This window comes from Streptomyces sp. NPDC026538 (genome assembly GCF_055567535.1).
Window position 1 is genome coordinate 506,533 of sequence record NZ_JBVHQG010000001.1, and the last position, 26,895, is coordinate 533,427.

Genomic DNA, 26,895 nt, shown 5'->3' on the forward strand with positions numbered 1-26,895 from the left:
AGCAGCCGATCGCACATTTCGACCTTCATTCATCCGATCGTGTGAGGATTGACCCCAGGGCTGACGCGCGACGGGCGGACGTACAGTGGCTTGGGCGCGTTATGTGCCTGACACACCCATCGCCCGAGGGAGGCGCTTGCCGTGAGTGAGTTGCGGTTCGTCCGCATGGGGTTCGGCGCGGACGCCGTCGAGTACCAGGAGGCGTGGGACGAGCAGCGCCGGGTGCACGCGGCGCGGTTCGCCGACGAGGCGCCCGACACGGTCCTGCTGCTCGAACACCCCCCGGTGTACACGGCGGGCCGGCGCACCGCGGACAACGAGCGGCCGCTGGACGGCACCCCGGTCATCGACGTGGACCGCGGCGGCAAGATCACCTGGCACGGCCCGGGCCAGCTGGTGGGCTATCCGATCCAGAAGCTCCCGCGCCCGGTGGACGTGGTCGCGCACGTACGGCGCCTGGAGGAGGCACTGATCCGCGTCTGCGCCGAGTTCGGCCTGGAGACCACCCGGGTCGAGGGGCGCAGCGGGGTGTGGGTGCTCGGCGACCCGGTCGAGCAGCGGCCGGCGCTGGGCGGGCTGTCCCTGGACTTCGATCCCCGGCTGCACGACGAGGAGTTCGACCCCCGCCTCAACGGCCCGGAGTACGCGCCCTCCAACGCCGGGCAGCGCCGCGAGGACCGGAAGATCGCCGCGATCGGCATCCGGGTGGCCAAGGGCGTCACGATGCACGGCTTCGCGCTCAACGTGAACCCGGACAACAAGTGGTTCGACCGGATCATCCCGTGCGGCATCCGGGACGCCGGGGTGGCCTCCCTGGCGGGCGAGCTGGGCCGGGACGTGACGATCGAGGAGGTGCTGCCGGTGGTGGAACGGCACCTGAAGGACGTCCTGGAGAACGCGGAGCTCAAGCCGCGCGAGATCGAGAAGACCCCGGCCTGACCGAGAAGACCCCGGCCCGGCCCAGGGAATGCGCCCTGCGGCCGGGGGGTTGGCCTCCACGGAAGGGCCCAGCAATCACGGGCGTACCCTGGTGTACGCCGAGGAATCGAAGTTACAGGGAGCCGACGTGTCCGCAGTCTCACCCGACGGACGCAAGATGCTGCGCCTGGAGGTCCGGAACGCCCAGACCCCCATCGAGCGCAAGCCCGAGTGGATCAAGACCCGGGCGAAAATGGGCCCCGAGTACACGAAGATGCAGAATCTCGTGAAGAGCGAGGGTCTGCACACGGTCTGCCAGGAAGCCGGCTGCCCGAACATCTACGAGTGCTGGGAGGACCGCGAGGCGACCTTCCTCATCGGCGGTGACCAGTGCACCCGGCGCTGCGACTTCTGCCAGATCGACACCGGCAAGCCCGAGGCGCTGGACCGCGACGAGCCGCGCCGCGTGGGCGAGTCCGTGGTCACCATGGACCTGAACTACGCCACCATCACCGGCGTCGCCCGTGACGACCTGGAGGACGGCGGCGCCTGGCTGTACGCCGAGACCGTCCGCCAGATCCACGCGCAGACGGCGGAGCGCGAGGCCGGCCGCACCAAGGTCGAGCTGCTCGCCCCGGACTTCAACGCCGTCCCGGAGCTGCTGCGCGAGGTCTTCGAGTCCCGCCCCGAGGTGTTCGCGCACAACGTCGAGACGGTGCCGCGGATCTTCAAGCGGATCCGCCCCGGCTTCCGCTACGAGCGTTCCCTGAAGGTCATCACCGAGGCCCGTGACTTCGGCCTGGTCACCAAGTCGAACCTCATCCTCGGCATGGGCGAGACCCGCGAGGAGGTCTCCGAGGCGCTGCGCCAGCTGCACGAGGCCGGCTGCGAGCTGATCACCATCACGCAGTACCTGCGCCCGAGCGTGCGGCACCACCCCGTGGAGCGCTGGGTCAAGCCGCAGGAGTTCGTGGAGCTGAAGGAGGAGGCCGAGCAGATCGGCTTCTCCGGTGTGATGTCCGGGCCGCTGGTCCGCTCCTCCTACCGCGCCGGGCGGCTTTACCAGATGGCCATCGAGAAGCGGGGCGCGTTCGTCGCCGTGCAGGCGGTCTGACTCCAGCACCCGGCAAGCGTGTGAATTCGCGCACAAGTTACTACCGGCCAGTAATGTCCGAATGACCGCGGTCCTGACCGTCCTCGCTGATGAGGACGCCCGTCAGGACCGCGTCAGCGTGCGGGGCGCGCGTATCAAGGTTTCATTGGTGTTTGACCGGTCGGTCACGCCCTGGTAACACCAATCAGTGACCCTGGTATCACAGCACGTACACCCACTCCGAGGGGGGACCTTCACCATGCAGGCCGCGCCCGTTCGCGCCACCGCCATTCCGTCCTTCACCGACGCGCTGCGCGCCGTCGAGTCCCTCCTGATGAGCGGCGGACAGCGCACCGCCCGCCAGAACGCCTGGACCTCCGTGCTGGAGGACCGCCGTCGCGCCAAGGACCGGGTCGAGGCGCAGCTCTTCCTCGAGCAGGTCGCCGGCCGCTCCTGAGGGCCCTCTCCGGCCCTTCTCCGGGCACTGCCGTCGAAGGCACTCCCGGGGCCACGTAGACTTCGGGTCATGGCGAGGAAGGAACCCGCAGCGGACGCTGCGAATGCCGGGCGACTGAAGCAGATCGTCCTGACGTACAAGATGACCCGCAAGGCCGATAAGACGATCGGTCTTGTACTTGCTGGTGTCGGTCTCGGCACCCTTGCTGTCTTCCTCGTGATCGGCTTCCTGATCGGCCACCCGGTCTATCTGGGCATCCTGGGCCTGCTGCTCGCCTTCCTCGCGACGGCGATCGTCTTCGGCCGCCGGGCCGAGCGGGCGGCCTTCGGCCAGATGGAGGGCCAGCCGGGCGCCGCGGCCGCCGTTCTGGACAACATCGGGCGGGGCTGGACGACGACCCCGGCGGTGGCGATGAACCGCAGCCAGGACGTGGTGCACCGGGCCGTCGGCAAGGCCGGCATCGTCCTGGTCGCCGAGGGCAACCCGAACCGGGTGAAGACCCTGCTGGCCGCCGAGAAGAAGAAGATGGCCCGGATCGTGGCCGATGTGCCGGTGCACGACGTGATCGTGGGCACGGGCGAGGGCCAGGTCGAGCTGAAGAAGCTGCGGACCACGATGCTCAAGTTCCCGCGGGTGCTGACCGGCCCCCAGGTGACGTCGACCAACGACCGGCTGCGGGCGATGGGTGACCTGATGTCCAACATGCCGCTGCCGAAGGGACCGATGCCGAAGGGCATGCGGATGCCCAAGGGCGGTCCTCGGGGGCGGTAGGCGTTCAAGAACGCGAAGGCGGGGCGGTCGCGATGCGGCCGCCCCGCCTTCGCGTTCTCCGGTCCGGCCCGCCGCGGCCCGGATGACACGCCGCCGAACGGCCTATCCAGCGGGTAATCGGGTCATCGGCTCCTAACCTGCCAAATGTGACAAAACGCCATATCACATACCTCGCCTGCGCCGCCGCCCTGTGCGGCTCCCTGCTCGGCGCCGCCCCGGCGACCGCTGCCCACCGCATCCTCGAGGTGCATCCGGGTGAGTCGATCCAGAAGGCCGTGAACGCGGCCGAGCCCGGCGACACCGTCCTCGTGCTGGCCGGCACGTACCACGAGAGCGTCAAGGTGACCACGCCCAGCCTCACGCTGCGCGGGGTGGGCCCGAAGACCGTGCTCCAGCCGGCCAAGAAGTCCAAGAAGGCCAAGAAGGCCATGGCCAAGAAGGCCGCCGCCGAGAAGTCCTGCGCGGAGATGGGCAACGGCATCTGCGTGGTCGGCGCCAAGAACAAGCCCGTCGAGGACGTCACCATCGCCCAATTGACCGTGACCGGGTTCTCCCGGACCGGTGTCATGGCGGTCGGCACGGCCAACCTGAACGTGCACGGCGTGGCCGCCGTGAAGAACGGGCAGTGGGGCATCGCCGAAGAGCGGTCCGTGCACAGCACCTACCGGTACAACGTCGCCCGGAGCAACGGCGACGCGGGCCTGTTCCTCGCCAACTCCATCACCGCGGAGAAGGGCGCCACCGACACCGACGGCACGGTGGTCGCCCACAACCTGCTGGAGAAGAACCGGATCGGCGCCACCGTGCGCCGGTTGCGCAACCTGACCGTCTCGGACAACTCGGTGACCGGGAACTGCGCGGGCGTGTTCGTCGTCGGCGACGAGAACAAGCCGAAGGCCGGTCACATCACCGTCGCCGACAACCAGGTCGTGAAGAACAACAAGTACTGCAAGAAGACCGCCCGGCTGTCCTTCCTGCAGGGTTCCGGCATCGTCCTGACCGGCGCCGAGGACACCCTGGTCACCGGCAACACGGTCACCGGCAACTCGGGCAAGTCCCCGATGTCGGGCGGTGTCGTGGTCTTCAAGAGCTTCGTGGGCGCCACCAGCGACAAGAACCAGATCACCCGCAACAAGCTGTCGGGCAACGCCCCCGCCGACCTGGTCAACCAGGAAGCCACCAAGCACGGCAACGCCTTCAAGCAGAACACCTGCAAGAAGTCCAAGCCCGCGGGTCTGTGCTGACCTGACGGCCGTACGTCACCCCACAAGGAAGGAAGGCGGCACATGACCGCACCAGCACGCGGCCTCTCGGCGCCGGCGAAGGACCCGGCGCGGGACGACGCACCGCCGCCGTCGATGCGGCTGCGCGAGCTCGTGTTCGGGGCGGCCTGTGCCGCCGCCGTCCGCGCGGCCGCCCGGCTGCGCGTCGCCGACGCGCTCGGGGACGCCCCGATGACCGTGGAGAGCCTGGCGTCCGCGGTGAAGACCGACCCCAGGCCGCTGCGCCGGCTGCTGCGCGCCCTGTCCTGCTACGGCGTCTTCGCCGAGCGCCCGGACGGGACGTTCGCCCACACCGAGACCTCCCGGCTGCTGCGCGAGGACGACCCGCACAGCCTGCGGTACATCGCCCTGTGGTGCACCGAGCCGTGGACCTGGGACGCCTGGCCGAAGCTCGACGAGGCCGTGCGCAGCGGCCGTAACGTCATCGAGGATCTCTACGGCAAGGAGTTCTTCGTCTACCTGAACGAGGACGCACCGGAGTCGGCGGACGTCTTCAACCGGGCGATGACCACCTCCAGCGAGCAGTCGGCCCGTGAGGTCGCGGCGCTGCTCGACCTGTCCGGCAGCCGGTCGGTCGCGGACCTCGGCGGCGGCCAGGGGCATGTGGTGGCCTGTCTGCTGGACAAGTACCCGGCGATGAAGGGCTATCTGCTGGATCTGCCGCGGGTGGTGGAGAAGGCCCTGCCGCGGCTGCGCCCGGGCGGCGACCTGGAGGACCGGGCGCGCATCGTGCCGGGTGACATCCGGGAGGCCGTGCCGGTCGACGCGGACGTCTACATCATCAAGAACATCCTGGAGTGGGACGACGAGTCCACCGCGCAGCTGCTGGCCAACGTGGTCGCGGCGGGCGGTCCCGGGGCCCGGGTCGTGGTGATCGAGAACCTGGTCGACGACACCCCGTCGATGCGGTTCAGCACGGCGATGGACCTGCTGCTGCTCCTGAACGTCGGCGGCGCAAAGCACACCACGGACAGCATGGTGCGCCGGCTGACCGAAGCGGGTCTGAGCGTCAACGACATCCGCCCCGTCAACCCGTATCTGCACGCCTTCGACTGCACGGTGCCCGCCTGAGGCAGGTCCCGGACATGCCGGTGCCGGGCCCGCGTTCTGCGCGGGTCCGGCACCGTTGGCGTACGGCGGTACGACGGGTCACGCGCCGCCGTCGCGCTCCCAGAGGTAGAAGCGCTGGGCCATCGCGTCCTTCGGAGAGCGCCAGGTCTCCGGGTCGTACGCGCTGACGTACGCCGTGAGACGGTCGCTGACGTCCCTGAAGTCGGGGTGCGAGGTGACCTTGGCGATGGCCGGTCCCGGCTCGCGCTCGGACTCGATGAGGTGCATGTACACATCACCGAACTGGAAGAGGCTGCGCCGGACGACCCCGACGAGGTGCGGCAGCTCTCCCCGGTCGGACTCCGCGAACACCTTCGCGATGTCGGGGGCGGAGCCCGGTGCCATACGGGCGACGATCAGGGCCTGGTGCACGTGTCTCTCCGTTCCTGTCTTCCCCGCGGCCGGCTCAGTCGGCCAGGGCCGGGTCGGGACGCCGGCCGGTGGCCGCCTTCTCGATCTTGTCCCGGATCAAGGCCATCTGGACCTTGGAGTTCCTGTTGATGTTGTCGGTCATCCACTCGTCGTCGACGGGGGCTTCCGGCTTCATCGCGAAGTCCTGGGTCCAGACCATCCGGGTGCCGGCGGGCACCTCCTCGTACTCCCAGAGGATGTTCATGTGCGCGAACGGGCCCGTCTCGACCCGGCGGGCCTTGACACGGAGGTGGGCGCGGTCCGCCTCGCGCTCGGAGACCCAGCTCCACACCTTGCCGTTCTCGTCGGGGTGCATGGTCAGCCGGAAGGTGACCTTGTTCCCCTCCTCTTCGAGGATGTCGGCGCTGGCGTACTCACTGAACAGCTGGGGCCAGTTGGCCACGTCGTTGGTCATGTCCCAGACCAGGTCGACGGGCGCGGCGATGGTGATCTCGTTCTTGGTGTGTCCGGTCATGTCAGGCTCCCGCGGGCATGGCGCTGTTGACGAGGTCGAGGAACTGACGGGGGGTCTTGCACCGCTCGGCGTCCACCGGCATGGGCACGCCGTGCCGGTTCTCCAGTTCGCCGACGATGCCGAGCAGGCCGAGCGAGTCGACGCCGAGGGCGTCGAAGCCGCTGTCGGCCCGGTCCTGGAGGTCGGTCGGGGCGACGGTGACGCCGGCGGCCTTCTTCATGAGTTCGGACAGTTCGTCCACGGTGATGCTCATTGGGACTCCTTCTTCTTCGCTGCTGGGCAGCTGTTTCTTCGCCGGATCACCCGGCCGCGCCGTGGCGCAGCACGAGTGCCGAGTTCGACCCCATGAGTCCCCGGCTGAGGACCAGCGCCGTGCGTGGTGCGGCGGCGCGGGCGCTGCCCGTCACGAGGTCGAGGTCGTGGCAGATGTCGTGGACACCCGGGGTCGGCGGGATCAGGCCGTGTTCCATCGCCAGCACCGCGGCGGCGGTGTCGAGGACGGGGGCCGCGCAGTAGCCCCGGCCGATCCCGGTCTTGGGTGCCGTGACGGGCACGCGTCTGCCGTGCGCGCCCAGCACGTCGGTGATGGCCAGCGCCTCCGCCCGGTCGGCCGCCGGCACGCCGAGGGCGTCGGCGAAGACCACGTCGATCTCCTCCGGGGCACAGCCGGCCTCGGCGAGGGCGCCACGGATCGCCTGGGCGAGCCCGGCCCTCGACTCGGCCCAGCGGGAGGCCCCGGTGAAGGTCGACGCGTGGCCGTCGAGGGTGGCCCGCACCGGCAGCCCGCGTTTCCGGGCCGAGCCGATGTCCTCCACGACGAGCATGGCGCCGCCCTCGGCCGGCACGAACCCGCAGGCCTGCTCGGTGAACGGGCGGTAGGCGCGGGCGGGGTCGGTCTCCCGGCTGAGCTCCTCGTAGCCGAGCTGGCAGACCATCGAGTACGGAGCTATGGGCGCCTCGGTGGAGCCGGCCACGATGACGTCGGTGCCGCGTCGCACCGCGCGGGCGGCGTGCGCCAGGGCGTCCAGGCCGCCGGCCTCGTCGGCGGCGACCACCGAGCAGGGTCCCTTGAAGCCGCGCCGGATGGAGATCTGGCCGGTGCTGGCCGCGTAGAACCAGGCGATGGACTGGTAGGGGCCGACGAACCGGCTGCCCTTGCCCCAGAGTTGCTGGAGCTCGCGCTGGCCGAACTCGCCGCCGCCGGAGCCGGCCGCGGTGACCACGCCGACGTCGAACGGCGAGCCGTCGGTGTCGGCGCGGCCGAGACGGGCGTCCTCGAGTGCCAGGTCGGCCGCGGCCATCGCGAAGTGCGTGAAGCGGTCGGTCTGGACGATGAGGCGTTCCTCGACGGCGGCCGTCGGGTCGAAGTCGCGGACCTCTCCGGCCACCTTCATGGGCAGGTGGTCGCAGCCGTCGCGGGTCACCTTGTCGAGGACGTTGCGTCCCTCCTGGACGGATTTCCAGAAGGTCTCGGTGCTGGTTCCGTTGGGCGCGACGACACCGATGCCGGTGACGGCGGCCCGTCGAGACCGGGGTTCGCTCATCGTGTCCGTCCTCTCTGCCGGGTCAGGATCACCGCGGACTGGAAGCCGCCGAACCCGCTGCCCACGGACAGGACGCCGCCGAGGCGCCGTTCGCGGGCGACGCGCGGCACGTAGTCGAGGTCGCACTCGGGGTCGGGGGTCTCGTAGTTCGCGGTGGGCGGGACGACCTGGTGGGCCAGGGCGAGCACACAGGCGACCACCTCGATCGCGCCGATGGCGCCGAGCGAGTGGCCCACCATGGACTTGATGGAGCTCATGGGCGTGCTGTACGCGTGCTGCCCGAGCGCCTTCTTCACGGCCGCGGTCTCGTGGCGGTCGTTCTGCCGGGTGCCGGAGCCGTGGGCGTTGACGTAGTCGATGGCGGTGGGGTCGAGGCGGGCGTGGTCCAGGGCGGTCTCGATGGCGCGGGCCATCTCCAGGCCCTCGCTGGTGAGACCGGTCATGTGGTAGGCGTTGCCGAAGGTGGCGTAGCCGTCGAGCTGGCAGTAGATGTGCGCGCCGCGGGCCTTGGCGTGCTCCAGCTCCTCCAGGACGAGCACCGCGCCGCCCTCGCCCATGACGAAGCCGTCACGGCGGTTGTCGAAGGGACGCGAGGCGTGCTCGGGGTCGTCGTTGTTCGGTGAGGTGGCCTTGATCGCGTCGAAGCAGGCCATGGTGATCGGGGAGATCGGGGAGTCCGAGGCACCGGCGATGCAGATGTCGGCGCGGCCCTCCTGCACGGTGTGGAAGGCGTAGCCCACGGCGTCCAGGCCCGAGGTGCAGCCGGTGGAGACGGTCTGCACCGGACCCTGGGCGCCGAAACGTTCCGCCACCGCGGAGGCGAGGGTGCTCGGCGAGAACGCCCGGTGCAGCTGGGGCCCCGCCTGCCGGTGGTCCACGTCCCAGTGCTGGCCGCCGGCGCTCACCAGGACGTAGTCGTGCTCCAGACGGGTGGTGCCGCCGACCGCCGTCCCCAGGGACACCCCGACCCGCCAGGGGTTCTCCCGGCCCAGGTCGAGACCGGAGTCCCGGACCGCCTCGTCACCGGCGACCAGGGCGAACTGTATGTAACGGTCCGCCCGTTCGATCTCCTCGGCGTCCAGGCCGTGCGCCGCCGGGTCGAAGTCGCACTCGGCGGCGATCCGCGACCTGAGGCCGGAGGGGTCGAAGAAGGTGATGCCGCGCGTCGCGGTCCGGCCGGAGGCGAGCAAGTCCCAGAACGCCGGTACGCCCACACCCCCCGGAGCCACGATGCCTATGCCCGTAACCGCCACGCGCCGGGTCACGACCGGACCTGCCCCACGGCGACGGCGGCTTCCGTCTCCTCCGTGTCGACATGACCCTGGCTCGGGCGCGGGGCCAGCGGACCGAGGTGGAAGACGATCCGGGCCTCGACATCGCCCACGTTGCGGAAACGGTGGCGCATGTTGATGGGGATCATCAGACCCTGCTCGGGCCGCAGCGGGTGCGGCTCGCCGTCCAGGTCGACCTCCATCTCACCGCAGACCACGTACACGAACTCCTCGGAGAACGGGTGGTAGTGCTCGGCGATGCGGTCGCCCGGCTGCACGAGGGCCACACCCATGAAACCGCTGGTGGAACCCACCGTGGCGGGGGTGAGCATGGCGCGCAGGTCGCCGCCGCGCCGCGTGTTGGGCTCGATCTCGCTGAGGTCCACGATCTTCGGAATGGGCTTCATCTCTAGGTTCCTCCGTGAGGGTGATCCGGCGGTGGTGGGGTCAGGCGTCGGGCGAACGACGGTCGGTGAGGAGCTTCATCCGCACCGCGTCGCCGTCCAGCAGGGCGGTCAGCGCATGGGCCGGGACGTCGTCCACGGGGGTGCCGGGCCGCTGCTCGACCAGCCGTACGACGACGTCGTCGCGCTGGAAGACCGTGCTGTGCAGCACCGGGCTCGCCGGGTCCTCGGCCGCGGCCTCGTCCTGCTGCGCGAGCAGCTCGGCGAGCCGCATCCCGCAGCCCGGGCGGGCCGGGTAGTAAAGCGCGTGACGGTCGCCCTCGGCGCGGTCCTCGGGGCTGTTGACGTGGTGCACGGCCGGCAGCGCCGCCCGGGTGAAGAACACCCGTGCGGAGTCCTGGTCGTCGAGGTCGCGGTCCTGCTCCAGGTAGGGGTTGATGGCCTCCTCGACGGCCCGCACCTCGGGCTGCTGGGCGACATGGCGCAGGGCGGCCATCAGGTCGCCGCGCACCTCGATGGCCCGCACCACCCGGTTGCCGTGCATGAACAGCGAGGTGCGGCACAGCCGGGTGGAGTCGTCGACCTGCGCCTTGGGCGAGGCGTAGTCCGACAGGATCTTCGCGACCTCGGCCTCACTGCCCGGCCGGACCGTGAAGGTGAGCGCGTGGCGGATCACGCCGTCGCCCATCCGCGGCTCGGCCTGCAGGACCCGCACCGCGTCCGCCGCCGGCCCGCCGGTCTCGCGGACCACGTGGAAGCGGAGCGAACGGGTGTCGCGCACGCAGTTGTGGAGCGGCTTCACCATCTCCACGTGCTCCTCGCTGTTCACCCAGGCGAGGAACGGCGGGGCGCTCTCCCACTCGCTGGTGATCAGCCACTGCGAGGGGTTCTCGATCGACTGGCAGAGCTGGTCGCTGACGTGCCCGGGCACCTGGGCGACCTGGCTGCACAGCTGCTCGTAGGCCTCCAGGAAGTGCTGCTGCGCGCCGTCGTAGACGTCCACCAGCAGGACGACCCGGAGCCGGGAGCCGTCGAAGACGGACTGGGAGACCCGTTTCGACACCGGGCGGGTCAGCTTTTCCGAAACCTTTTCCGAGATCGTCGTCATGCTTCGCACATCTCCTTCGCTGGGGCAGCGGCCTACGCCTTCGCCGATGACGCGGCGTCAGCGCTTCTTGATCCTGTGCCGGTCCTCCGAAGCGCGCGACTCGCGTGAACCAGGTGGGTGATTGAGCACGCGGAACCCCTCCGAAAGGCGCGGAAGGGGCATGGAAGTTCCAAGGCACCTGACGCACCGCCACCCCGCCCCTGGAGTCCCCGATGCAGCACAGAACCGATCACCAGGTCCCCGTCCTCGTCGTGGGCGGCTCGCTGGTGGGCCTGTCCATGTCCCTCTTCCTGGGCCGTCTAGGCGTACGGCACATGCTCGTCGAGCGGCACTCCGGGACCTCGATCCATCCCCGCGGCCGGGGCAACAACGTGCGGACCATGGAGCTGTTCCGTAAGGCCGGCATCGAGCCCGGCATCAAGTCCGCCGCCTCACTCCTCGCCGACAACCACGGCATCCTGCAGACCCCGACGCTGGTCGGCGACGCCGGCGAATGGCTGTTCAAGGAGATCGATCCCGGCGGCGGAATTGCGAAGTTCAGCCCTACGGGGTGGTGCCTGTGCAGCCAGAACGACCTCGAACCCGTGCTCCGCCAGGCGGCCGAATCCCTCACCGGCGAGCTGCGCTACTTCCACGAGCTGGAGTCCTTCGAACAGGACCCCGAAGGAGTGACCGCGTACGTCCGCGACCGTGACTCCGACCGGATGTACACCGTCCGCGCGGACTACCTGGTCGCCGCCGACGGCCCGCGCAGCCCGGTCCGGGGCCGGCTCGGCATCGGCCAGATGGGCCCCGGCGACCTGTTCGCCAACGTGAGCATCACCTTCCGCTCCAAGCTGCTCGCCCAATCCGTCGGGGACCGGCGGTTCATCTGCTGCTACCTCACCGACCGGGAGGCGGACGGGGCGCTGCTGCCCGTCGACAACAAGGAACGCTGGGTCTTCCACGCCCCGTGGCACCCTGAACGCGGCGAAACCCTCGACGAGTTCACCGAGGAGCGCCTGACCCGGCACATCCGCCGGGCCGTCGGCGTCCCCGACCTCGACGTCGAGATCACCGGCCGGGCCTCCTGGCGGGCCGCCGAGCGGGTCGCCGAACGGTACGCGTCCGGGCGGGTCTTCCTGGCCGGGGACTCCGCGCACGAGATGTCCCCGACCGGCGCGTTCGGCTCCAACACCGGCATCCAGGACGCGCACAACCTGGCGTGGAAGCTGGCGGCCGTCCTCGACGGCTGGGCCGGCCCCGGGCTGCTGGAGTCGTACGACGCCGAGCGCCGCCCGGTCGCCGTCGCCACCAGCGCCCGCGCCTCGGCCCGCTCGGTGGAGCACAGCCACCCCGGGTTCGCGCCCGCGCCGGGCATCGGCGCCGGCAAGCGCGGCGGCATCCTCAACATCGTCCTCGGCTACCGGTACCCGAAGGGCGCGATCGTCGGCGCGGACCCCGGCCAGCCGGTCGTACCCGATGGGATGAACCTGACCGGGCAGCCGGGCAGCCGGGCCCCCCACCTGTGGCTGCGCCGCGCGGACGAACGGCTCTCCACGCTCGACCTGTACGAGCGGTCCCTGGTGCTGCTCAGCGACGCGGCCTCGGCGGCGGGCGCGGCCTGGCACGCGGCCGCCCGCCGGATCGCGGACACGGAGCGGCTACGACTGGACACGTACCGCGTCGGGGCGGCGGGGGCGGACCTCGTGTACGACGGGGAGGGCGTGGACTGGGCGGCGGCGCACGGGACGACGGCGGAGGGTGCGGTGCTGGTACGGCCGGACGGATTCGTGGCCTGGCGCTCGGAGGGCGCGGTACCGGACCCGGAGGGAGAGCTGCGGGACGTACTGGCGCGGCTGCTGCGGAGAAGGTGAGCCGGGGGGCGGGGCCGGGGTCGCTCACCGGCGCTTGCAGGGTGCCTCCCAGGCCCTTGAGGCACGGGGGGAGGCACGACTCTGCCCGCGGCTATGGAGAGGCGACGGGGAAGCGCCCCTTCAGGGGGGCGGGGCTGTACCGATGTGCGGCTACGCCGCGCGGGCGCGACCAGCCCCCACTCACCCGCACTCAGATGCGGACCTCGACGGTCTTCGCCAGGCGGTCGTGCAGCCCCCTGCCGTCCCGGTCCCACACCAGCGCCGGGATCGCGAGGCACAACAGCACCGTGCGGGCCAGCGCGCGCAGCGGCTGCACCCGCCCCGTCTCCACGCCGACCACCCGCAGCCGGAACAGCCGCTTACCCGGCGTGAAGCCGATCGTACCGACGGTCAGGACCCCCAGGACGAAGAAGACCAGCAGCGCCCAGTTGCTGGTGGTCGCCGGGTTGTAGCCGTCGGTGATCAGGCCGTATGCGATCAAGACGCACAGGGCCCAGTCCACGACCAGCGCACCGAGCCGTCGCCCCGGGCGGGCGATGGAGCCCGGCCCGTCCTCCGGCAGACCGAGCTGCTCACCCCGGTACCCGAACTCCGCACCGGCCTCTTCCATGGCCGCACGGGGCCCCGAGAGCCACGATCCCATTGCTTGCCTGTTGTCCACCCGAACACGGTACTGCCCGGGCGAACACCCGGGGTCCGGCGGGGTGCCCCGGGGCTACGGTGGAACAAGGGCGGTTAACTTCAGCGAAACAAATGGGTCACGCCCGAGAAATCACCCGTCCCTAGGGTCGAGGACAGCGTGTGCCACCGCACTGGCCGCACGAACGAACTACCACCCCGGCGCGGGAACGCCCGGAAGTAGGAGGAGCTGGATGTTCCAGAACGCCGACGAGACCAAGAAGTTCATCGCTGACGAGGACGTCAAGTTCGTCGACGTCCGGTTCTGCGACCTGCCGGGCGTCATGCAGCACTTCACGGTGCCCGTCGATGCGTTCGACCCGGACGAGGAGCTCGCCTTCGACGGATCCTCGATCCGTGGTTTCCAGGCGATCCACGAGTCCGACATGGCGCTGCGCGCGGACCTGTCGACGGCCCGGGTCGACCCCTTCCGCCGCGACAAGACGCTCAACATCAACTTCTTCATCCACGACCCGATCACGGGCGAGCAGTACTCCCGTGACCCGCGCAACGTGGCGAAGAAGGCGGAGGCCTACCTCGCGTCGACCGGTATCGCGGACACCGCGTACTTCGGCCCCGAGGCCGAGTTCTACGTCTTCGACTCCGTCCGCTTCGCGACCACCGCGAACGAGTCCTTCTACCACATCGACTCCGAGGCGGGTGCCTGGAACACCGGCGCCCTGGAGGACAACCGTGGTTACAAGGTCCGCTACAAGGGCGGCTACTTCCCGGTCCCGCCGGTCGACCACTTCGCCGACCTGCGCGCCGAGATCTCCCTGGAGCTGGAGAAGAACGGCCTGAAGGTCGAGCGCCAGCACCACGAGGTGGGCACCGCCGGCCAGGCGGAGATCAACTACAAGTTCAACACGCTGCTCGCGGCCGCCGACGACCTCCAGCTCTTCAAGTACATCGTGAAGAACGTGGCCTGGCGCAACGGCAAGACCGCGACCTTCATGCCGAAGCCGATCTTCGGCGACAACGGCTCGGGCATGCACGTGCACCAGTCGCTGTGGGCCAACGGCGACCCGCTGTTCTACGACGAGGCCGGCTACGCGGGCCTGTCGGACACCGCCCGCTACTACATCGGCGGCATCCTCAGGCACGCCCCGTCGCTGCTCGCCTTCACCAACCCCACGGTGAACTCGTACCACCGCCTCGTGCCCGGCTTCGAGGCCCCGGTGAACCTGGTGTACTCGCAGCGCAACCGCTCGGCCGCGATGCGTATCCCGATCACGGGTTCGAACCCGAAGGCCAAGCGCGTCGAGTTCCGCGCGCCCGACTCCTCCGGCAACCCGTACCTCGCCTTCTCGGCCCTGCTGCTCGCGGGCCTGGACGGCATCAAGAACAAGATCGAGCCGGCGGAGCCGATCGACAAGGACCTCTACGAGCTGGCTCCCGAGGAGCACGCGGGCGTCCCGCAGGTGCCGACCTCCCTCCCGGCCGTCCTCGACTCCCTGGAGCGCGACCACGAGTTCCTGCTCGCGGGTGACGTCTTCACGTCCGACCTGATCGAGACGTGGATCGACTTCAAGCGCACCAACGAGATCGCCCCGCTGCAGCTGCGTCCGCACCCGCACGAGTTCGAGCTGTACTTCGACGTGTGACAGACGCCGTTCGCGGCGCCCGGCGCCCCCGTTCCCGGTTTCTCGGGACGGGGGCGTCGTCGTATCGTGCGGGTGTACTCATGTTCGAGACGGGGGGAACGGGGATGTCCCAACAGGACGACGACCAGCACGAGTTCGACTTCAGGTGGGCCGCCGAGGCGGAGCACAAGGAGCCGTCCGCGCGGGCGCGCATGCTGGCCGCGCGCTGGAAGGAGAACCCGCCGGAGCCGGCGCCGTTCCGGGCGGATCCGGGGCCGGTGCAGCCACGCCGGTCGTCGTGGGTGTCGACGGCCCTGGTTCTGGGGTGCGTGGCAGCGGTGATCGTGCTGCTGGGTTACATACAGACGCGTTCGCCGTACTAGCGTCCCGTAAGGGGCGCGGGGCCCCGTCGATGTGCGGCTCCGCCGCGGGGGCGCGCTCAGCCCACGGCGCCGCGCCTTCACAGGGACCTTTTGCCGCTACTAGGGACGTTCGGAACCTTTCCATGGGCCCCGGCAGGTGCACACTGGACAGCGGGACGAGTGCCTGACTGCGGGGTGATGGCAGATGCAGAGCCGCTTCCGGAGCGACCGGCGACTGACCGTGCGGATGACGGTCACGCTGTTCCTGCTCGGATTGTTGTACGTCGGCTTCGTTGCCGCGTTGATCGTGCTGCTGAAGTCGTGGCTGCTGGTCGTCGTACTGGTGGGCGCGATGTTCGTGGCACAGTTCTGGTTCTCCGACCGGATCGCGATGTTCGCCATGCGCGGGCGGGTCGTGGAGCGGGAGGAGTATCCCGAGCTGCACGCGGTGGTGGACCGGCTGTGTGCCATCGCCGACATGCCGAAACCCGTGGTCGCCGTGTCCGAGATGGACATGCCGAACGCGTTCGCCACCGGACGCAATCCCGATCACGCCGTGGTCTGTGTGACCACGGGCCTGCTGCGGCGGCTGGAGCCCGCCGAGCTGGAGGGGGTGCTCGCGCACGAGCTGTCGCACGTGGCGCACAAGGACGTCGCCGTGATCACGGTCGCGTCCTTCCTGGGTGTGATCGCGGGGCTGGTCGTGCGGTTCGCCTTCTACTCGCAGATCCTGGGCGGGGGCAGGCGGGACCAGAACACGGCCGCTGTCTTCGCCGCCGTCATCGGGGTCTCCGCCGCCGTGTACGCGATCAGTTTCCTGCTGATCAGGGCGCTCAGCCGGTACCGGGAGCTGGCCGCCGACCGGGCCGCGGCCCAGCTCACCGGGCGTCCCTCCGCGCTGGCGTCGGCGCTCACCAAGGTCTCCGGCGACATCGCCCGGATCCCGACCAAGGACCTCCGAACCGCCCAGGCCTTCAACGCGTTCTACTTCACCCCGGCGACCGGCAAGGAGCCCGGCATCGAGCGCTTCTTCTCCACCCACCCGCCCCTGGAGCAGCGACTCGAGCAGCTGGGGCGGATCTCGGCGGAGCTGGGTGAGGCGGCGACGCCCGGGAAGGCCGGGTGAGCATGGGGTTCCTGGACATCCTGCTCGGCCGTACCAAGCCCGTCGCCCCCGACCTCGACCAGTTGTTCGCGCTGCCGTCGGCGGCGGTGACCCTGGAGGCGGCGGCCGGGTTCCGGCCCACCGGTCTGGGCGCGGTGTGTTTCGCCACCGTGGAGGGCGCGGCCTTCGAGCAGACCCACCGCGAGGTGCAGGCGCTCCTCGACGCGGACGCCGAACGCAACGGCTCCCCGGTCGAGCTGAGCCAGGACCACTACGGCTACTCCTGGCTGGTCTCGCGGCGCACCCCCGACCAGCTTCCGGAACTGGTCACCGACCTGCACGCGGTGAACAGTTCGATGGAGGTCAACGGCTTCGGCCCGCAGCTGCTCTGTTCCCTGGCCTCCTTCGAGGACGAGCGCGGGCGCAGGCTCGCGCTCGTCTATCTCTACAAGCGGGCGACGTTCTACCCCTTCGCGCCGCTGCCCGGTTCCGGTGAACGGCGCGACAGCGCGCTGGAGTTGCAGATGAAAGCGGCCCTCGCGAACGACCTGCGGATCGAGCAGGACCTCAGCCGCTGGTTCCCGGTGTGGGGTGCCCCCGGCCTCTGACGGCCGGGGGCACCCGCCTGCCGGCCCCTACTGACCCTTGTTCCGCTCCTGACGCCGGAACTCCAGGGGGCGCTCGCGCCGGTAGCGGCGCTCCCACTTGGCCTGCCGGTCACGGCGGTCGCGGTACGTCTTGTAGTCGTTCGGCACGCCCCCGCCCCCGCCGGACGGACCGCCCGACGAGGATGCCGACGACGAGCCGCGCCCGTAGTGGACGTACAGGAAGAGCAGGGCGACGGCGGCGAGCCACCAGTTGTGGTTTCCGAATCCGAGGATGACCAGGACGACAGTTCCGGATAGGACGATGGTGCCCATGACGGGCCTCCGTGGCGTGAGCGTGTGTGAGCGGTCGACGGATCCGACGGCACGCGGGGACGGCGGCCGTCCGTCGGTGCGTAGCAGAGTAGCCCCGAGTCCGCAGGGCGCGGTCGGCCCTTCGGAAAGCGGTGGTGGACCGCTCCGGAACGCGTCTCCAGCGTAGGGATCCGGTCACTCGGCGTGCATCCCGTTTTTCGGGAGCCACCGCATGAGTGACAGGTCGCTCAGACCCGCGGTGCCGCCGTCAGGACGCCCGCAGTGACGGCCGTGCCGAGGACGGCGGGGGCCCCGGGGACCGGTCGTCCGGCCGAGGAAGGGCGCCGGGGGGCTCGGTGACGAAGGCGCCGGGGCCGTGTCGGACACACGGCACCCGGCGCCATCGGTTCACCGCGAATACCGCATCAGGGCCCGCACCATGTGGCACGTGGTGGCCGACGGCGGATGGACGCCGATGCTCTGCGCCGTGCTCCGGATCGTCTCGTCGCGCGCCTGGTTGGGCAGGTAGACGCCGGAGTCGAGCAGGGCGATGGCGAGACGCATGGCCTTGAGGCGGCGGTTGTGCGTGACGTACCACTCGCGTGGCCGCCCGGCCGGCAGCGGGCGCTTCTCCGCCGGCGCGTAGGGCGAGTCGAGCAGGACGGCACGCTTCGCGGTGGACTGGGTCGGCAACGGCTTCGGCTTCAGTGCGGCAGCGGGCACAGGCATCCTCCTGTCGCGGTCAGAGGGCCACCGGACACCCCGGCGACTCTCTCGAACACTGCTTCCAGTGTACCGGCCCCCACTGACAATCGGGGGCCCGGAACGGACCGTCAAAACAGCAGGTGGCTAGGGGAATTGAGGCTCCGTTTCAGGGGTTCCGGATGAGGCGGATGGGATCGCCCGAATTCGAACAGCGCCGGTCGTCGCGGACTCGGCGGCTACCGTGTCCGGCATGGAGATCTGGATCAACCCGGCCTGCTCGAAGTGCCGTACCGCGATGGGCCTGCTCGACGCCGAGGGGGCCGACTACACCGTCCGCCGTTACCTGGAGGACGTGCCGAGCGCGGACGAGATCAGGGCCGTACTGGAACGGCTCGGGCTCGAACCCTGGGACATCACCCGCACCCAGGAGGCCGTGGCGAAGGAGCTGGGGCTGAGGGAGTGGGCACGGGACGAGGCGGCGCGCGACCGCTGGATCACGGCGCTGGCCGAGCATCCGAAGCTCATCCAGCGGCCGATCATCACCGCGGACGACGGGACCGCGCTCGTCGCCCGCACCGACGAGGCCGTGCAGGAAGCACTGGCCAGGGGCACCAGGTGACAAGAGGTGAACAGACTTCAACTCCATTGTGACGCAGGTTACTTAGGTGGCTCCTGTAACCACTGAGTAACTCCGTTCGGCATCTCGTACATAGCGACGTACGCTCCCCCACCCCTCTTCAGGAGGCGCGCATGTCGCGTAGGAGAACTCTCGGCGCCAAGAAGTCGATCGCCCTGCTGGTCGGCGCCGCAGCCGTCGCCGGCGGCGGGGCTTTCGTCCTGGCGTCCACCTCGAACGCCGCGCAGAGCCCGCAGAACGCGAAGACACTGTCCTCGGCCGCGGACTCGACCGTCTGCTCGGGGCTGGCCACCGCCCTCGGCAACAACCAGAAGTTCATCGCGGACCAGAAGGCGAACCCGGACGCCCAGTCGTCGGCCCGGATCGCCAACCGCGAGGCGGTCATCGCGCAGATCAAGGTCCAGCAGAAGGCGTCCGGTTGCGTCGTTGGGGAGTCGGCTCAGGGCTCCCAGGCGGCGGGCGGTGCGCAGACGGGCCAGACGGGCCAGACGGGCCAGCAGGCCGCCACGCCGGCGCCCTCGAAGAGCGCGGCCACCGGGAACACCGGAGGCGGTGCCGCCGCCGCGGGCCAGCAGGTCTGCAACGGCTCGACCGTCACGCTGTCCGGTGAGGCCGGCGCCCCGGCCGCCTCCAGCAACCAGTTCCCGGCGGGAACCACGCTGAAGGTCACCAACCTGGACAACAACAAGTCCACGACGGTGAAGGTCACCTCGGTGTCCGGCAGTTGTGTGCTGCTCAACAACGCCGCCTTCGAACAGGTCCGGGAACCCGGCAAGTTCCTGATCCGCCGGGCCCTGATCCAGAAGGTCGGCTGATCGACGGCACGGGCTGTGGCTCGGCCGCCGGCTTTCACGGAGGGAAAGCCGGCGGCCGCCGCGCACGGCGCCCGAAATGGGCTCCGTACCCCGCCCGCACGCTCCTCACAACGTGAGTCGCACCACAGAACCGCCAGGTAACACCGGGTTCACATTCGAGCAATGATCGGGAAATCGCCTGTTGACAGGCTGCCGGGCAACACCGAGGCGCCCCAGTGCCGTAGCGCCGCTGCACCCGCAAGTGCGCCCGACCCACCCCGAAGGATGTGGCCCGTGACCTTCAAGGCTGAGTACATCTGGATCGACGGCACCGAGCCGACGGCCAAGCTGCGTTCGAAGACGAAGATCATCGCGGGCGCCCCCGCCGGTCTCGACGCGCTGCCGATCTGGGGCTTCGACGGGTCCTCCACGAACCAGGCCGAGGGGCACTCCTCGGACCGTGTGCTGAAGCCGGTCTTCACCTGCCCGGACCCGATCCGCGGCGGCGACGACGTACTCGTCCTGTGCGAGGTCCTGGACATCGACTTCACCCCGCACTCCTCCAACACGCGTGCCGCGCTGGTCGAGGTCGCGGAGAAGTTCGCCGCGCAGGAGCCGATCTTCGGCATCGAGCAGGAGTACACCTTCTTCGACGGCGCCCGTCCGCTGGGCTTCCCCGAGGGCGGCTTCCCGGCCCCGCAGGGCGGCTACTACTGCGGTGTCGGCGCCGACGAGATCTTCGGCCGCGAGATCGTCGAGGCCCACCTGGACAACTGCCTGAAGGCGGGTCTGGCGATCTCCGGCATCAACGCCGAGGTCATGCCCGGCCAGTGGGAGTTCCAGGTCGGCCCGGTCTCCCCGCTGGAGGTCTCCGACCACCTGTGGGTGGCCCGCTGGCTGCTCTACCGCACCGCCGAGGACTTCGGCATCTCCGCCACCCTCGACCCCAAGCCGGTCAAGGGCGACTGGAACGGCGCCGGCGCGCACACCAACTTCTCCACCAAGGCGATGCGCGAGGGCTACGACGCGATCATCACCGCGTGCGAGTCGCTCGGCGAGGGCGCCAAGCCCCTCGACCACGTCAAGAACTACGGCGCCGGCATCGACGACCGTCTGACGGGTCTGCACGAGACCGCCCCGTGGAACGAGTACTCCTACGGCGTCTCCAACCGCGGTGCCTCGGTCCGCATCCCCTGGCAGGTCGAGAAGGACGGCAAGGGCTACATCGAGGACCGCCGCCCGAACGCCAACGTCGACCCGTACCTGGTGACCCGGCTGATCGTCGACACCTGCTGCACCGCCCTGGACAAGGCCGGCCAGGTCTGATCCGCGCCCTCCCCGCAGGGGCGTCCACCGTCGCGGTGGACGCCCCTGCGGCGTTGTCGCAGCGGGCGTGGACCGGACCCACCGACCCGGACCGGCTGACGCGGGCGTTCGAGGCGCCGGAGCGCGAAGGCGTCGTCGCCCGCGAGGACTTCACCTGCTGCCGCTCCTGCGGGATGGCCGAGATCGGCGCCGAGGCCCGAGGACGCGGGCGGGGCCCGGGGCTTCGTCTTCTTCCACCACCAGGGCACCCGCTCCGCCGCCGAGGGCCACGGCCTCAGCCTCTGCCACGGCGGCTTCGACGGCTCCGCGGAGACCACCACGGCCGTCGGCCGCGAGGTGGTCGCCGCCCGCACCGGCGCCGGGCTGTCCGCAGTGTGGGACGGCAATCCGGACAAGGCGATCGAGCCCACCCCGCTGACCTGGCACAAACGCCTGGTGGGAGGAGGCGGCCAAGGTCAGGATCCCGCCAGGGAAGCGTCCAAGCAGTGAGAGAAGGGTCCTGTTTCCGGGCTGTGTCTGCTTCAATGGGCGCATGGCCAGCTACCAGAAGTGCAGCGCGACGGGTCGCCATGACCTCGAGCCCTTCTGGCCTTCCCGTCAGCACCACGACTTCGACCGGGTGTGTTGCCGCGCGATGAACGCGCGGGCCCTCTAAAGCCGTACACCCCGGCCTTCGGCCAGCGCGGAACGCAGAACGTCCCCGGCGCGCCCGACCACGAATCGCGGCCGTCGTCCCGACCGACGAACTCCTCGCGCGAAAGAGCTGACGTCTCATGGCGACCACTCGTTCTCTCTCCCCCGCCTCCGCCCTCGCCGCCTCCTCCGCCGCCCGGCACCGGCTGCGTGCCGTCGACCGGGACGAGGTGGTGGACATGGCCGACTTCCTGCCGCCGGGGGCCACCTGGCTGCCCGCCCCGCAGCACACCGTGCCCACCCTGCCGGGCCAGCCGCCGATGATCGGCTACCTGGTGCTGGTCCCGGCGGACCAGCGGCCGCCGTTCCTGCCGGTCGCGGTGCCGGACCCGCAGCAGCCGGCCGACGAACCGGGCGCGACCACGGCGATCGCCGCGAGCGCCGCGTCCGCCACGACCGGTACCCGGCCGCTCGTCACCGTCGACTCCGTGCAGCGCACCGCCCAGGTCGACGGGCGTGAACTCGACCTCACCTACCTGGAGTTCGAGCTCCTCGCCCATCTGGTCGCGCACCCCAACCGGGTGCACACCCGCGACCAGCTGGTCACCACGGTCTGGGGCTACGGCCACGTCGGCGACGGCCGCACGGTCGACGTCCATGTCGCCCGGCTGCGCCGCAAGCTCGGCGCGGAGCACCGCAAGGCGATCCAGACGGTCCGCCGGGTCGGCTACAAGTACACCCCGCCGACCGGCCGCTGACGGGCCGCTCCGCCCTCGGCGGAGTCCCGTTCCGTCCGGCGCCTCTTCCGGGCGCGATCACCGGCAGGCGACTTCTCGTGCTGGGTGGTACGCAGTCCGTGGGGGGGCCGTCGTGTGGCGGCGGCGCTGGGGCGTGGCTGGGAGGTGGCCGTCCTCCACCGGGGACGGCACCGGCCCCCGGCGGGCGCACGGTCGCTGCACGGCGACCGCACCGCGCCCGACGAGCCTGACCGCGCTTCCCGCCGGTACCGAAGTCGATGCGAGGGTGCTCGGCATCGGGTCAGGGAGGTCGTGATCAGTCCGCGGGCCGGTAGGGGCTTGTCGCGCCCGCGCGGCGGAGCCGCGTATCGGATACAGCCGCACGCCCCCGACGGGACGCGACAGTCCCGGGGGTGTAGGTAGCACCACCCCCTCACATGGGGCTTCGGGCCAGTGACCGCCGTGTGTCCGGTCGGACAGACTGGCGCCATGATGACGAACACGAACAGCGGGGGCTTCCGCGCCAGGGCACGGGAGGTCGTGCTCGCCGCCGTGCGGGGGCTGGTGCTGGCGTTGGTGATGCCGGCCGTCTCGATCCTCTGTTTTGTCCTGACCGTGGTCTCCGTCGCGCTGATCCCGAGCGGCCTCGGCATCCTCACGACCCCCAGGGTCCTGGGCGGTGTGCGGGACGTGGCGGACGTGCGGCGACGGCTCGCCCAGGAGTGGTGCGGGGTGCGGATCCGGTCGGCGTACCGGCCGGTGCCGGCGAACGCCAACCCCTGGACCCGCACCCTCGCGCTACTGCAGGACCCGCAGGTCGGGCGGGACGTACTGTGGCTGCTGGTGGACATGACGGCCGGGTATGTGACCGCACTGCTGCCGGCGTTGCTCGTGTTCTATCCGGTGGAGGGGTTCGCGGTGGCCGCCGGGCTGTGGCGGGTGCTGGGGGACGGTTACTGGTACGGCTTCGTGCCGGTCAGCGGGCAGGCCACGGCGTTCGCCGCCGCCGGGCTCGGTGCCGTCATCCTCGTCGCCGCCTTCCGCTACACCCCGGCCCTGCTGGCCGTCCACTTCAAGCTCACCCGTGCCGTCCTGGAACCCGGGCAGGGTGAACTCACCGAGCGCGTACGGGTGTTGACCGAGACCCGGAAGGACGCGGTGGACACCTCCGCGGCCGAGCTGCGGCGGATCGAGCGGGACCTGCACGACGGGGCGCAGGCCCGGCTGGTGGCCATGGGCATGGACCTCGGCACCATCGAGATGCTGCTCGACAAGGATCCGGAGAAGGCGAGGCAACTGCTCGCGCGGACCCGGCAGGCGTCCGTGGAGGCCCTGGGCGAGCTGCGCGACCTGGTGCGGGGCATCCATCCGCCGGTGCTGGCCGAGCGCGGACTCGGCGACGCCGTACGGGCGTTGGCGCTACGGCTGCCGGTGCCCACGGAGGTGACCGTGGACCTGCCGGGCCGGGCGGACGCGCCGGTGGAGTCGGCCGCGTACTTCGCGGTGAGCGAGGTGCTGACCAACGCGGTCAAGCACTCCGGCGCCGACCGGATCTGGGTGGACCTGCATCACGTGCCGGAAGGCGTCGGCATGCTGCGGATCTCGGTCACCGACCACGGCAGGGGCGGCGCGGTGACCGGCGCCGGTTCGGGACTCGCCGGGGTCGAGCGGCGGCTGGGTACATTCGACGGCGTCCTGGCCGTCAGCAGCCCCGCGGGCGGCCCCACCATGGTCACCATGGAGATTCCGTGCGCGTTGTCCTAGCCGAAGACCTGTTCCTGCTCCGCGACGGGCTGGTCCGGCTGCTGGAGGCCTACGACTTCGAGATCGCGGCCGCCGTCGAGACCGGCCCCGAACTGACCCGGGCGCTGGCCGAGTTGGAGCCGGACGTGGCGGTGGTGGACGTACGGCTGCCGCCCACGCACACCGACGAGGGGCTGCAGTGCGCGCTCAGGGCGCGGCAGGACCGGCCGGGGCTGCCGGTGCTGGTCCTCTCCCAGCACGTGGAACAGCTGTACGCGCGGGAGCTGCTGGCCGACGGCAGCGGCGGGGTGGGGTATCTGCTGAAGGACCGGGTGTTCGACGCCGAGCAGTTCGTGGACGCCGTACGGCGGGTCGCGGCGGGCGGTACGGCGATGGATCCGCAGGTGATCCAGCAGCTGCTGTCCCGGCGGGCCGGCGACCGGCCCCTGGAGGGCTTGACACGGCGGGAGCTGGAGGTACTGGAGCTGATGGCGCAGGGCCGTTCGAACGGGGCGATCGCCGCTCAGCTCGTCGTCACGGAACGGGCCATCGCCAAACACACCTCCAACATCTTCACCAAACTGGGACTCGAGGTGTCGGACGATGACAATCGGCGCGTCCTGGCGGTGCTCGCGTATCTGGACCGCGACCGCTGATTTTCCAGAAATCGCCCTGCTCAAACGGCAGTTGTGGCCCAAGTGCGTAACAAATCTCTGATGAATTTGTGAGGCGGCTGAACACCTCTGAGGCGGGGTGCGTATGAAAGGGCGCCGCTTCACTCCTGTCGGGCGCCTCGATGCTGCCCCGCAAGGAAGTCAGAGGAGTTCCATGGGACGCAACACACGCAAGCGCCGTTCGCCATTGGCCGTCAAGGCCATAGCCGCATCGGCGGCCATAGCGCTCGGCGGGGGCGGGCTGCTCTGGGCACAGATGAACGCTTCGGCGCATGAGTCGAACAACTCAGCCCAGAACTACACGAAGGCCGCCGCCGCCTCGGTCGCGACGATCTCCTGCCCGGACGTCGGCCAGAAGCTGACGAACGTGCCCGCCAACGCCAAGATGGGGGTGGCGGCGGAACTGGCGAAGCTCGACAAGCAGATCACCGAGGCCTACGCCCGTCTCGCCTCCACTCGCCAGGCCCAGGCGAACGACGCGAACTTCGTGCAGAACGCGATCGTCGGCCCCCTGAAGGAGAAGCGGGCGGCCACGATCGACCGGATCCGGATCGACATCACCCGGGTGGGCGGCAGCTTCGACAGCTCGCTGGCCCAGCTCGCCGCCTGCACCACGCAGACCGCCAACCAGACCACCGCCGGCGGGGGCAACAACACCGGTGGTCAGAACAACAACGGCCAGAACAACGGCGGGCAGAACAACGGCGGGCAGAACAACGGCCAGGCCACGGCCGCCCCGAGTGCCAGCGCCAGCGCCCCGGCCAACATCGGCGGGCAGGCGGGCAACGGCCCGGTCGCGGCCGACTTCGTGGACATCACGAAGGTCGCGCCGAACGTCCTGGCCAAGCCGCAGAAGCAGCAGAACGCTTCGACCGGTACCTTCACCACCCGCTGCGGTGTGAACGCGAACAAGAACCACAACACCGACAACGTCATCGTGGCGCCCGGCGTGGCCAACGGCGCGCACCACCTGCACGACTACGTCGGCAACCAGAAGGTCAACGCGTTCGCCACCAACGACTCGATGCTGGCCGCGCCGAGCTCCTGCCAGAACCAGAGCGACCTGTCGTCGTACTACTGGCCGGTCGTGCGTGTGCAGGACGGCACGCAGGACTTCGACCAGAACGCGGACGGCGGTGGCAAGGAAGGCAACGTCGGCAAGATCCTGACCCCGCAGTCGGCGCAGATCAAGTACGTCGGCAGCCCGGCCGCCAAGGTCGTCGCGATGCCGCAGTTCCTGCGCATCATCACCGGTGACGCCAAGACCACGACCAACGGTCTGGCCAACGCCAACGCGCACTGGAGCTGCACCGGCTTCGAGAACAAGGTCCAGCTCACCCAGCAGTACCCGATCTGCCCGCAGGGCAGCAACGTGGTCCGGACGTTCGCCTTCCAGAGCTGCTGGGACGGCGTCAACATCGACAGCGCCAACCACCGTACGCACGTGGCCTTCGCGGACCCGGCGAGCGGTGTCTGCGGGAACGGCTTCAAGGCCATCCCGCAGCTGACGATGCGCCTGGTCTACAAGATCACCCCGCCGACCATCCAGAACGGCCAGGTGAAGAACGCCTACGCGGTGGACGGTTTCCCGGAGCAGCTGCACAAGTCGGCGACCGACCACGACGACTTCATCAGCGTCACCAAGAACAACCTGGCGGCGAAGATCGCCAACTGCATCAACTCCGGCCGCAGGTGCCAGTGAGCAACACCCCTGGCTAGCCGGTAGCACGAAGGCGGGCGGTGGGAATCTCCCACCGCCCGCCTTCGTGTGCGCGGTTCCGGACGACGTCAGCCGGTGTGCTTGCTGTGGTCGGTCCCGATCTCCTCCTCGCCGCCCAGCGTGGTCTGCAGCGTCTTGACCACCACGTCGTCGCCGACGGCGACCCACTTGCGGCCGACGAGGTAGAACCCGCCGTAGTCCTTGGCGTCGTTGATCCACTCGCGCTGGCCGCGGTCGGTGGCGAAGGTGGCGAAGACGAACTTGCCGGCCGCGGTCTTGCAGATGGCCTGGCGGACCTCGTCGGAGTCGATCTGCATGTCCGGGGTGCACTTCACCTTGGCGGCCAGGCTCTCCAGGCTGCCGGTGGCGGTCACCGGAATCTTCGCCTCCGCGCTGCTGTCACCGGATCCACAGCCCGCCAGCGCCAGTACGGCCGCCGCGCCGGCCACGGCGAGCATCGGTCGGGTCAACCTCATCTGTTCCTCCGGTCGCGTTGCCGGCCCCGGGAATGCCTTCGGGGCCCTCCCCTTCGATACGGCTGTGGGGCGCGGGGCGCTCAAACCGAAGAGAGGTCCAGGATGCCGTGGTCACCCGGGTG

The 26,895-nt window shown here is 70.2% G+C and carries 29 protein-coding genes and 2 pseudogenes; 20 read left to right on the forward strand and 11 right to left on the reverse strand.

The features are described 5' to 3' along the window. Positions 1-141: 141 nt before the first annotated feature. The 6 genes from lipB (at position 142) to ACZ4N4_RS02345 (ending at position 5,593) form a co-directional block, all read left to right on the forward strand. The gene (gene lipB / locus ACZ4N4_RS02320) at positions 142-939 is read left to right on the forward strand and encodes a lipoyl(octanoyl) transferase LipB (protein WP_450759826.1); all 798 of its coding nucleotides are present in this window, start codon (positions 142-144) and stop codon (positions 937-939) included. A gap of 127 nt (positions 940-1,066) precedes the next feature. After that, positions 1,067-2,032, forward strand: a complete 966-nt coding sequence (lipA, locus tag ACZ4N4_RS02325; RefSeq protein WP_453575063.1) for a lipoyl synthase — start codon at positions 1,067-1,069, stop codon at positions 2,030-2,032. A 238-nt stretch (positions 2,033-2,270) separates the two neighbouring features. Next, positions 2,271-2,468, forward strand: coding sequence for an SCO2195 family GlnR-regulated protein (locus ACZ4N4_RS02330; RefSeq protein ID WP_453575064.1), 198 nt, complete (start codon positions 2,271-2,273; stop codon positions 2,466-2,468). A gap of 69 nt (positions 2,469-2,537) precedes the next feature. Continuing rightward, on the forward strand, positions 2,538-3,239 hold the full coding sequence (locus ACZ4N4_RS02335) for a DUF4191 domain-containing protein (protein WP_467583460.1): 702 nt from the start codon (positions 2,538-2,540) through the stop codon (positions 3,237-3,239). Positions 3,240-3,385: 146 nt separating this feature from the next. Next, a complete protein-coding gene (locus ACZ4N4_RS02340) occupies positions 3,386-4,483 on the forward strand; it encodes a right-handed parallel beta-helix repeat-containing protein (protein ID WP_467583463.1) in 1,098 nt (365 codons plus the stop codon). A gap of 114 nt (positions 4,484-4,597) precedes the next feature. Further along, positions 4,598-5,593 carry a methyltransferase gene (locus ACZ4N4_RS02345; protein ID WP_453575315.1) on the forward strand — a complete coding sequence of 332 codons (996 nt, stop codon included), beginning with the start codon at positions 4,598-4,600 and terminating at the stop codon, positions 5,591-5,593. A 78-nt stretch (positions 5,594-5,671) separates the two neighbouring features. Here the strand turns inward: ACZ4N4_RS02345 and ACZ4N4_RS02350 are convergent, their stop codons facing one another. From ACZ4N4_RS02350 to ACZ4N4_RS02380, 7 genes are read right to left on the reverse strand one after another with little or no spacing between them, the layout of a single operon-like run. Then, positions 5,672-6,004 (reverse strand): TcmI family type II polyketide cyclase, encoded by a 333-nt coding sequence (locus ACZ4N4_RS02350; RefSeq protein ID WP_362567803.1) that lies wholly within the window; start codon positions 6,002-6,004, stop codon positions 5,672-5,674. Positions 6,005-6,038: 34 nt separating this feature from the next. Then, positions 6,039-6,518, reverse strand: coding sequence for an SRPBCC family protein (locus ACZ4N4_RS02355; protein WP_467583466.1), 480 nt, complete (start codon positions 6,516-6,518; stop codon positions 6,039-6,041). A gap of 1 nt (position 6,519) precedes the next feature. Then, positions 6,520-6,771: an acyl carrier protein gene (locus ACZ4N4_RS02360; RefSeq protein ID WP_360493705.1), complete on the reverse strand. Its 252-nt coding sequence runs from the start codon at positions 6,769-6,771 to the stop codon at positions 6,520-6,522. A gap of 46 nt (positions 6,772-6,817) precedes the next feature. After that, positions 6,818-8,062 carry a ketosynthase chain-length factor gene (locus ACZ4N4_RS02365; RefSeq protein WP_467583468.1) on the reverse strand — a complete coding sequence of 415 codons (1,245 nt, stop codon included), beginning with the start codon at positions 8,060-8,062 and terminating at the stop codon, positions 6,818-6,820. Beyond that, positions 8,059-9,327 (reverse strand): beta-ketoacyl-[acyl-carrier-protein] synthase family protein, encoded by a 1,269-nt coding sequence (locus ACZ4N4_RS02370; protein WP_360493699.1) that lies wholly within the window; start codon positions 9,325-9,327, stop codon positions 8,059-8,061. The genes ACZ4N4_RS02365 and ACZ4N4_RS02370 overlap by 4 nt, the downstream gene beginning before the upstream one ends. Continuing rightward, on the reverse strand, positions 9,324-9,740 hold the full coding sequence (locus tag ACZ4N4_RS02375; protein ID WP_453575075.1) for a cupin domain-containing protein: 417 nt from the start codon (positions 9,738-9,740) through the stop codon (positions 9,324-9,326). Before ACZ4N4_RS02375 ends, ACZ4N4_RS02370 begins: the two co-directional genes overlap by 4 nt. A gap of 40 nt (positions 9,741-9,780) precedes the next feature. Then, positions 9,781-10,845 (reverse strand): SchA/CurD-like domain-containing protein, encoded by a 1,065-nt coding sequence (locus ACZ4N4_RS02380; protein WP_467583472.1) that lies wholly within the window; start codon positions 10,843-10,845, stop codon positions 9,781-9,783. Between the two features lie 212 nt (positions 10,846-11,057). Between ACZ4N4_RS02380 and ACZ4N4_RS02385 the strand changes: the two genes are divergently transcribed. Then, the gene (locus ACZ4N4_RS02385) at positions 11,058-12,701 is read left to right on the forward strand and encodes an FAD-dependent oxidoreductase (protein WP_467583475.1); all 1,644 of its coding nucleotides are present in this window, start codon (positions 11,058-11,060) and stop codon (positions 12,699-12,701) included. Positions 12,702-12,891: 190 nt separating this feature from the next. Here the strand turns inward: ACZ4N4_RS02385 and ACZ4N4_RS02390 are convergent, their stop codons facing one another. Next, complete coding sequence (locus tag ACZ4N4_RS02390) at positions 12,892-13,362, reverse strand: RDD family protein (RefSeq protein ID WP_453575081.1); 471 nt, start codon at positions 13,360-13,362, stop codon at positions 12,892-12,894. Positions 13,363-13,573: 211 nt separating this feature from the next. Between ACZ4N4_RS02390 and glnA the strand changes: the two genes are divergently transcribed. The 4 genes from glnA (at position 13,574) to pspAB (ending at position 17,037) form a co-directional block, all read left to right on the forward strand. Further along, a complete protein-coding gene (gene glnA / locus ACZ4N4_RS02395) occupies positions 13,574-14,983 on the forward strand; it encodes a type I glutamate--ammonia ligase (RefSeq protein ID WP_362567829.1) in 1,410 nt (469 codons plus the stop codon). A 104-nt stretch (positions 14,984-15,087) separates the two neighbouring features. Further along, the gene (locus ACZ4N4_RS02400; protein WP_453575083.1) at positions 15,088-15,345 is read left to right on the forward strand and encodes an SCO2583/SCO2584 N-terminal domain-containing protein; all 258 of its coding nucleotides are present in this window, start codon (positions 15,088-15,090) and stop codon (positions 15,343-15,345) included. A gap of 184 nt (positions 15,346-15,529) precedes the next feature. Continuing rightward, positions 15,530-16,450 (forward strand): zinc metalloprotease HtpX, encoded by a 921-nt coding sequence (htpX, locus tag ACZ4N4_RS02405; RefSeq protein WP_453575085.1) that lies wholly within the window; start codon positions 15,530-15,532, stop codon positions 16,448-16,450. 2 nt (positions 16,451-16,452) lie between these two features. Then, complete coding sequence (gene pspAB, locus ACZ4N4_RS02410) at positions 16,453-17,037, forward strand: PspA-associated protein PspAB (RefSeq protein WP_467585290.1); 585 nt, start codon at positions 16,453-16,455, stop codon at positions 17,035-17,037. Positions 17,038-17,064: 27 nt separating this feature from the next. Here the strand turns inward: pspAB and ACZ4N4_RS02415 are convergent, their stop codons facing one another. Beyond that, complete coding sequence (locus tag ACZ4N4_RS02415; protein WP_450759797.1) at positions 17,065-17,349, reverse strand: hypothetical protein; 285 nt, start codon at positions 17,347-17,349, stop codon at positions 17,065-17,067. Positions 17,350-17,736: 387 nt separating this feature from the next. Further along, positions 17,737-18,051, reverse strand: coding sequence for a hypothetical protein (locus ACZ4N4_RS02420; RefSeq protein WP_450759796.1), 315 nt, complete (start codon positions 18,049-18,051; stop codon positions 17,737-17,739). A 232-nt stretch (positions 18,052-18,283) separates the two neighbouring features. Here ACZ4N4_RS02420 and ACZ4N4_RS02425 point away from each other — a divergent pair, with 232 nt between their 5' ends. From ACZ4N4_RS02425 to ACZ4N4_RS02465, 9 genes and pseudogenes are all read left to right on the forward strand, one after another. Further along, positions 18,284-18,652 (forward strand): arsenate reductase family protein, encoded by a 369-nt coding sequence (locus tag ACZ4N4_RS02425; RefSeq protein ID WP_467583480.1) that lies wholly within the window; start codon positions 18,284-18,286, stop codon positions 18,650-18,652. 131 nt (positions 18,653-18,783) lie between these two features. Further along, a complete protein-coding gene (locus ACZ4N4_RS02430) occupies positions 18,784-19,485 on the forward strand; it encodes a hypothetical protein (protein WP_467583483.1) in 702 nt (233 codons plus the stop codon). Positions 19,486-19,758: 273 nt separating this feature from the next. Continuing rightward, positions 19,759-20,790, forward strand: coding sequence for a glutamine synthetase (gene glnII / locus ACZ4N4_RS02435; protein ID WP_467583486.1), 1,032 nt, complete (start codon positions 19,759-19,761; stop codon positions 20,788-20,790). A 59-nt stretch (positions 20,791-20,849) separates the two neighbouring features. After that, positions 20,850-21,279, forward strand: a pseudogene (locus tag ACZ4N4_RS02440) (DUF6891 domain-containing protein); the annotation flags it as partial. 284 nt (positions 21,280-21,563) lie between these two features. After that, positions 21,564-22,181 (forward strand): winged helix-turn-helix domain-containing protein, encoded by a 618-nt coding sequence (locus ACZ4N4_RS02445; protein WP_467583489.1) that lies wholly within the window; start codon positions 21,564-21,566, stop codon positions 22,179-22,181. Positions 22,182-22,258: 77 nt separating this feature from the next. Then, positions 22,259-22,403, forward strand: a pseudogene (locus ACZ4N4_RS02450) (reductase); the annotation flags it as partial. Between the two features lie 246 nt (positions 22,404-22,649). Further along, positions 22,650-23,924, forward strand: a complete 1,275-nt coding sequence (locus ACZ4N4_RS02455) for a sensor histidine kinase (protein WP_467583492.1) — start codon at positions 22,650-22,652, stop codon at positions 23,922-23,924. Continuing rightward, positions 23,909-24,559 (forward strand): response regulator transcription factor, encoded by a 651-nt coding sequence (locus ACZ4N4_RS02460; protein ID WP_467583495.1) that lies wholly within the window; start codon positions 23,909-23,911, stop codon positions 24,557-24,559. The genes ACZ4N4_RS02455 and ACZ4N4_RS02460 overlap by 16 nt, the downstream gene beginning before the upstream one ends. A 172-nt stretch (positions 24,560-24,731) precedes the next feature. Continuing rightward, on the forward strand, positions 24,732-26,279 hold the full coding sequence (locus tag ACZ4N4_RS02465) for a DUF1996 domain-containing protein (protein ID WP_467583498.1): 1,548 nt from the start codon (positions 24,732-24,734) through the stop codon (positions 26,277-26,279). An 86-nt stretch (positions 26,280-26,365) separates the two neighbouring features. On the opposite strand, the gene ACZ4N4_RS02470 is transcribed toward ACZ4N4_RS02465, so the two are convergent. Then, complete coding sequence (locus ACZ4N4_RS02470; protein ID WP_360493642.1) at positions 26,366-26,773, reverse strand: hypothetical protein; 408 nt, start codon at positions 26,771-26,773, stop codon at positions 26,366-26,368. Positions 26,774-26,895 lie beyond the last annotated feature (122 nt).

Excerpts from the sequence above, each read along its gene's own strand:
- ACZ4N4_RS02365 (WP_467583468.1), bottom strand. The coding sequence starts at position 8,062 with ATGAGCGAACCCCGGTCTCGACGGGCCGCCGTCACCGGCATCGGTGTC.
- pspAB (WP_467585290.1), top strand. The coding sequence starts at position 16,453 with ATGGGGTTCCTGGACATCCTGCTCGGCCGTACCAAGCCCGTCGCCCCC.
- ACZ4N4_RS02345 (WP_453575315.1), top strand. The coding sequence starts at position 4,598 with ATGCGGCTGCGCGAGCTCGTGTTCGGGGCGGCCTGTGCCGCCGCCGTC.
- ACZ4N4_RS02355 (WP_467583466.1), bottom strand. The coding sequence starts at position 6,518 with ATGACCGGACACACCAAGAACGAGATCACCATCGCCGCGCCCGTCGAC.
- ACZ4N4_RS02470 (WP_360493642.1), bottom strand. The coding sequence starts at position 26,773 with ATGAGGTTGACCCGACCGATGCTCGCCGTGGCCGGCGCGGCGGCCGTA.
- htpX (WP_453575085.1), top strand. The coding sequence starts at position 15,530 with ATGCAGAGCCGCTTCCGGAGCGACCGGCGACTGACCGTGCGGATGACG.
- ACZ4N4_RS02380 (WP_467583472.1), bottom strand. The coding sequence starts at position 10,845 with ATGACGACGATCTCGGAAAAGGTTTCGGAAAAGCTGACCCGCCCGGTG.
- ACZ4N4_RS02445 (WP_467583489.1), top strand. The coding sequence starts at position 21,564 with ATGGCGACCACTCGTTCTCTCTCCCCCGCCTCCGCCCTCGCCGCCTCC.
- ACZ4N4_RS02455 (WP_467583492.1), top strand. The coding sequence starts at position 22,650 with ATGATGACGAACACGAACAGCGGGGGCTTCCGCGCCAGGGCACGGGAG.
- glnA (WP_362567829.1), top strand. The coding sequence starts at position 13,574 with ATGTTCCAGAACGCCGACGAGACCAAGAAGTTCATCGCTGACGAGGAC.
- ACZ4N4_RS02335 (WP_467583460.1), top strand. The coding sequence starts at position 2,538 with ATGGCGAGGAAGGAACCCGCAGCGGACGCTGCGAATGCCGGGCGACTG.
- ACZ4N4_RS02465 (WP_467583498.1), top strand. The coding sequence starts at position 24,732 with ATGGGACGCAACACACGCAAGCGCCGTTCGCCATTGGCCGTCAAGGCC.
- ACZ4N4_RS02400 (WP_453575083.1), top strand. The coding sequence starts at position 15,088 with ATGTCCCAACAGGACGACGACCAGCACGAGTTCGACTTCAGGTGGGCC.
- ACZ4N4_RS02425 (WP_467583480.1), top strand. The coding sequence starts at position 18,284 with ATGGAGATCTGGATCAACCCGGCCTGCTCGAAGTGCCGTACCGCGATG.
- ACZ4N4_RS02430 (WP_467583483.1), top strand. The coding sequence starts at position 18,784 with ATGTCGCGTAGGAGAACTCTCGGCGCCAAGAAGTCGATCGCCCTGCTG.
- ACZ4N4_RS02415 (WP_450759797.1), bottom strand. The coding sequence starts at position 17,349 with ATGGGCACCATCGTCCTATCCGGAACTGTCGTCCTGGTCATCCTCGGA.
- ACZ4N4_RS02360 (WP_360493705.1), bottom strand. The coding sequence starts at position 6,771 with ATGAGCATCACCGTGGACGAACTGTCCGAACTCATGAAGAAGGCCGCC.
- ACZ4N4_RS02385 (WP_467583475.1), top strand. The coding sequence starts at position 11,058 with ATGCAGCACAGAACCGATCACCAGGTCCCCGTCCTCGTCGTGGGCGGC.
- ACZ4N4_RS02375 (WP_453575075.1), bottom strand. The coding sequence starts at position 9,740 with ATGAAGCCCATTCCGAAGATCGTGGACCTCAGCGAGATCGAGCCCAAC.
- ACZ4N4_RS02330 (WP_453575064.1), top strand. The coding sequence starts at position 2,271 with ATGCAGGCCGCGCCCGTTCGCGCCACCGCCATTCCGTCCTTCACCGAC.